The organism is Streptomyces sp. NPDC054847, from assembly GCF_053610925.1.
Window position 1 is genome coordinate 1 of sequence record NZ_JBSGZJ010000506.1, and the last position, 5,026, is coordinate 5,026.

2 protein-coding genes and 1 pseudogene are annotated in these 5,026 nt (G+C 72.7%); all 3 read left to right on the forward strand.

Features of this window, described 5'->3' with window-relative positions:
- A pseudogene (locus ACWGH4_RS31120) lies at window positions 1–464 on the forward strand (ABC transporter ATP-binding protein); the annotation flags it as partial.
- On the forward strand, window positions 461–2,503 hold the full coding sequence (locus ACWGH4_RS31125; protein WP_453466778.1) for an ATP-binding cassette domain-containing protein: 2,043 nt from the start codon (window positions 461–463) through the stop codon (window positions 2,501–2,503). The pseudogene ACWGH4_RS31120 and the gene ACWGH4_RS31125, both read left to right, overlap by 4 nt.
- Window positions 2,504–2,939: 436 nt before the next feature.
- Window positions 2,940–4,967, forward strand: coding sequence for a M4 family metallopeptidase (locus ACWGH4_RS31130; protein WP_441266079.1), 2,028 nt, complete (start codon window positions 2,940–2,942; stop codon window positions 4,965–4,967).
- Window positions 4,968–5,026 lie beyond the last annotated feature (59 nt).

Consider the following 5,026-nt stretch of genomic DNA (forward strand, 5'->3'; position numbering starts at 1 on the left):
GGCAAGGAGGAAGGTTCGGTGGGGGGGGGGGCCCCCCCCCCCGCGGCGGGGGGCCCCGCGCCGTGGTCGGCGGGCCGCGCTTCCTGGTCCTCGACGATCCGCTCTCCGCGCTCGACGTGCACACGGAGGCCCTGGTGGAGGCGGCGCTGCGCCGGGTCCTGGAGGACACCACCGCGCTGGTGGTGGCGCACCGGCCGTCGACGGTGATGCTCGCCGACCGGGTCGCGCTGCTGTCGGGCGGCCGGATCGCCGCGGTGGGCACGCATCACGAACTGCTGCGTACGAACGCCGAGTACGCATGGCTGATGTCCGGTGCGGAGGGGCCCGACGGCCCGGTCGACTTGGCAAGCGGGTCCGGGGCCGGCGCCCCCGGGCGAGTGGCCGGGGCCCCGGACCGCCCGAAGACGCCGAAGGGCCGGACGGACGTGGACGCGACCGCGGGGACCGAAGGGACGGCACGGTGACGGCAGGGTCGACAAAGGGGCCGGCGACGGCACGCCCGGCAGGGCAGCCAGAGGGCGCGGCGCCTACGGGCGAACCGGCGGAGGGGGCGGCGGACCAGCCAGAGGGCAGCCCGGCGGACACATCGACGACCGGCCAGGACACGCCCAGGGCGGCCGGCCCCCCGAGCCCGCCCGGGACGAGCGGCCCCGCGACCGCTGCCGACGCCCTCGACGGCACGGCGCCGCCCGGGAAGGGCGCGCCGGCGGGCGACCCGTTCGACCGGGACGCCCTGCCCGCGCCGGCCGGCGCGACCGGCGCCCTGCTACGGTCGCTCCTCGCGCCCCGCCGTGCCCGTGTCGCGCTCGCGGCGGTGCTGCTGCTCCTCCAGCAGGCTGCCGTCCAGGCGGGCCCGTTGCTGGTGGCGTACGCCATCGACCGCGGCGTCCCGGCCTTCCGCGCGGCGGACTACGGGCCGCTGGTCGCCGTCGGCACCGGGTACGCGCTGTGCGCGGTGGCCGCGGGAGCGCTCCAGTACGCCTTCATCCGGGCGTCCGCCCGGGTCAATCAGGACGTGCTCCTCGATCTGCGGGGCCGTATCTTCCGTCACGCCCAGGCGCTGAGCGTCGACTTCCACGAGCGGTACACCTCCGGCCGGCTGATCTCCCGGTCGACGACCGACGTCGAGTCGCTGCGCGAGCTGCTGAGCGAGGGGCTTCAGGAACTCATCGGCGTCGTGCTCGCCTTCGTGTACATCTCGGCGATGCTGCTCTGGCTCGACCTCGGGATCGGCGGCATGGCGGTCCTGTCGTTCGTGCCGCTCTATCTGCTGGTGCGGGTCTACCGGCGGCGGGCCAAGTCCGTCTTCATGAACCGCTCCACGGCGATCGCGGCGGTCATCGTGAAGTTCGCGGAGACCATGAACGGCATCCGGCCGGTGCGTGCCTTCCGCCGCGAGCGGGCCAACGACGCCGATTTCGAGGTGCTCAACCACCGCCACGAACGCACCAACGGCGACGCCCTGCTGGAGATGGCGCGCTATGTCGTCGGCTCCCGGCTCGTCGCCAACACCGCTGTCGCGGCGATGGTCCTCTGGGGCGCGTACCGGGTCGCCCAGGGCACGCTCGCGCTGGGTGTGCTGGCCGCCGCCGTGCTGTACCTGCGGCGGCTGTACGACCCGATCGACCGGCTCGGGATGTTCCTCAACTCCTACCAGTCGGCGGCCGCCTCGCTGGAGAAGATCGCGGGGCTGCTGGCGCAGGAGCCGACGGTCCCCGAGGCCCGCGAGCCGCGTGAGCTGCCGGTGCGCAGGTCCGGCACGCCGGGCCGCGAGGTGGTGTTCGATCAGGTCGGCTTCGCCTACCGCACGGGCGGGGAGGTGCTGCCCCGGTTCGACCTGACGATCCCGGCCGGGCAGACCGTCGCGGTCGTCGGCTCGACCGGCGCGGGCAAGTCGACCCTCGCCAAGCTGCTGGCCCGCTTCTACGACCCCACCGAGGGCCGGGTCCTGCTCGACGGGACCGATCTGCGGGACCTGGCCGTGCCGGACCTCCGCCGGGGGGTGGTGATGGTGACCCAGGAGGCGTTCCTGTTCTCCGGGACGGTCGCGGAGAACATCGCGCTCGGGCGGCCGGAGGCGAGCCGCGCGGACATCGAGCAGGCCGCCAAGGCGATCGGCGCCCATGACTTCATCGAGTCCCTGCCCGACGGCTACGACACGGACGTGCGCAAGCGGGGCGGACGGATCTCCGCGGGGCAGCGGCAGTTGGTGTCCTTCGCGCGGGCGCTGCTCGCCGACCCGGCGGTGCTGATCCTCGACGAGGCGACGAGTTCGCTGGACATCCCCGGCGAGCGGGCGGTGCAGCGGGCGATGGACACGGTGCTCCAGGGCCGTACGGCGGTGGTGATCGCGCACCGGCTGTCGACGGTCGAGATCGCGGACCGGGTGCTGGTGATGGAGCACGGCCGCATCGTCGAGGACGGCGCGCCCGCCGAACTGATCGGCGGAGAAGGCAGGTTCGCCGGACTGCACAGGGCCTGGCGGGACAGCGTGGTCGGCTGAGCCTCTCGGCGGGCCGGGCCGCCGGGCCCGGTCCGTCGCGCGGGCCCGGGGCGGTGCGGCGGGGCGCGACGGCGCCCGTGCTGTCCGCCCGCCCCGGTACGGAATGAGCCACGCCCGGAAGGCCCGTACCGGACCGCGACCAGCAGCACCGCTACGCCGCATTCACAGATGCAGACTTCGCCGTGAACATCCGGTTGCTTTCCGGGTCGGGCCGGGGCGAATGTCCGGGCCCCGCCCGGCAACGATCCGCGAAACGTCCGCTCACCGAACATGACCTATCGGGCAACGGACGAATTCCGGCCAACTTCTTGTCGCGCTCCTGACAGAACATGTTCTCGGCTGCCAGTCTTCCCCCGATCCACGCACCACAGCTCCGCATGCTCTGCCCGGCCGACCCACCCAGCCGACCGGTACCCCCCTCGCAGAAGGAGTCCGCGTGAGACCCACGCATCGCCGGCGCGCCACCGCGACCGGAGCTCTCATCGCCACCGCCGCCCTTCTCGCGGTCGGCTTCCAGACCGGAACGTCGGCCGCCGCCCAGCCGGAGGCGCCCGCCGCCGTGAAGGCGGGCAAGGCCGACCCGGGCGCGCTGCCCAAGAGCCTCTCCCCCGCCCAGCGGGCGGAGCTGATACGCGAGGCGTCCGCCACGACGGCCGCCACCGCGAAGGAACTCGGCCTCACCGCCAAGGAGAAGCTCGTCGTCCGGGACGTCGTCCAGGACCGCGACGGCACCACGCACACCCGCTACGAGCGCACCTACGAGGGCCTGCCGGTCCTCGGCGGCGACCTCGTGGTCGCCGAGTCCGCCACGGGTGCGACCGAGGCGGTCACCAAGGCGTCCCGCGCCGCCCTGAAGGGCGTCGACACCAGCGCGGACGTCGCACCGGCCACGGCGGAGAAGCAGGCACTCGGCGCCGCCCGGGCCGAGGGCTCGAAGGCGACGAAGGCCGAGCGGGCCCCGCGCAAGGTCGTCTGGATGGGCACCGGCAGTCCGACTCTCGCCTACGAGACCGTGGTCGGCGGACTGCAGCACGACGGCACCCCGAACGAGCTCCACGTCGTGACCGACGCGGCCACCGGCGAGAAGCTCTACGAGTGGCAGGCCGTCCACAACGGCACCGGCAACACCCAGTACAGCGGGCAGGTCACCCTGGGCACGGCCCCGTCGTACACGCTCACCGACACGACCCGCGGCAACCACAAGACGTACAACCTCAACCGCGGTACGTCCGGCACGGGCACGCTCTTCTCCGGCCCCGACGACATCTGGGGCAACGGCTCGCCGTCGAACCTGGAGACCGCCGGCGCCGACGCCCACTTCGGCGCGGCCCTCACCTGGGACTACTTCAAGAACGTGCACGGCCGCAGCGGCATCCGCGGTGACGGCGTCGGCGCTTACTCCCGTGTGCACTACGGCAACAACTACGTCAACGCGTTCTGGCAGGACAGCTGCTTCTGCATGACGTACGGCGACGGGTCCGGCAACGCCAAGCCGCTCACCTCGATCGACGTGGCGGCGCACGAGATGACGCACGGCGTCACCTCCAACACGGCCGGCCTGGTCTACAGCGGCGAGTCGGGCGGTCTCAACGAGGCCACCAGCGACATCTTCGCCGCGGCGGTGGAGTTCAGCGCGAACAACTCCCAGGACGTGGGCGACTACCTCGTCGGCGAGAAGATCGACATCCGCGGCGACGGCACCCCGCTCCGCTACATGGACAAGCCGAGCAGGGACGGCTCTTCCAAGGACTACTGGTACTCGGGCATCGGCAACGTCGACGTCCACTACTCCTCGGGCCCGGCGAACCACTGGTTCTACCTGCTCTCCGAGGGCAGCGGCGCCAAGACCGTCAACGGCGTCAACTACGACTCGCCGACCTCCGACGGTCTGCCGGTGACCGGCATCGGCCGCGACAAGGCCGCGCTGATCTGGTACAAGGCGCTCACCACCAAGTTCAGCTCCCGTACCGACTACGCGGGCGCCAGGACCGGCACCCTCGCGGTCGCGACGGAGCTGTACGGCGCGGCCAGCGCCGAGGTCAAGGCCGTCACCGACGCCTGGGCCGGCATCAACGTCGGCGCCCGCCCCGGCGGCGGCGACCCCGACCCGGACCCGGGCACGGTCTTCGAGAACACGGCGGACGTCAGCATCCCGGACGCGGGCGCCGCGGTGACCTCCTCGGTCAACGTCACCGGCCGTACCGGCAACGCCCCGTCCACCCTTCAGGTCGGCGTCGACATCGTGCACACGTGGCGCGGTGACCTGGTCATCGACCTGCTCGCCCCGGACGGCACCGCGTACCGCCTGAAGAACTCGAGCGGTTCGGACTCGGCGGACAACGTCAAGGCGACCTACACGGTCAACGCCTCCAGTGAGGTCGCCAACGGCACCTGGAAGCTGCGGGTGCAGGACGTGGCCCGCTACGACACCGGGTACATCAACAGCTTCAAGCTCACCTTCTGAGGCTGACCGCACATCCCTGATCCGGGGCGCTGCCCGGGACGCCGCGACGGCTCCCGGGC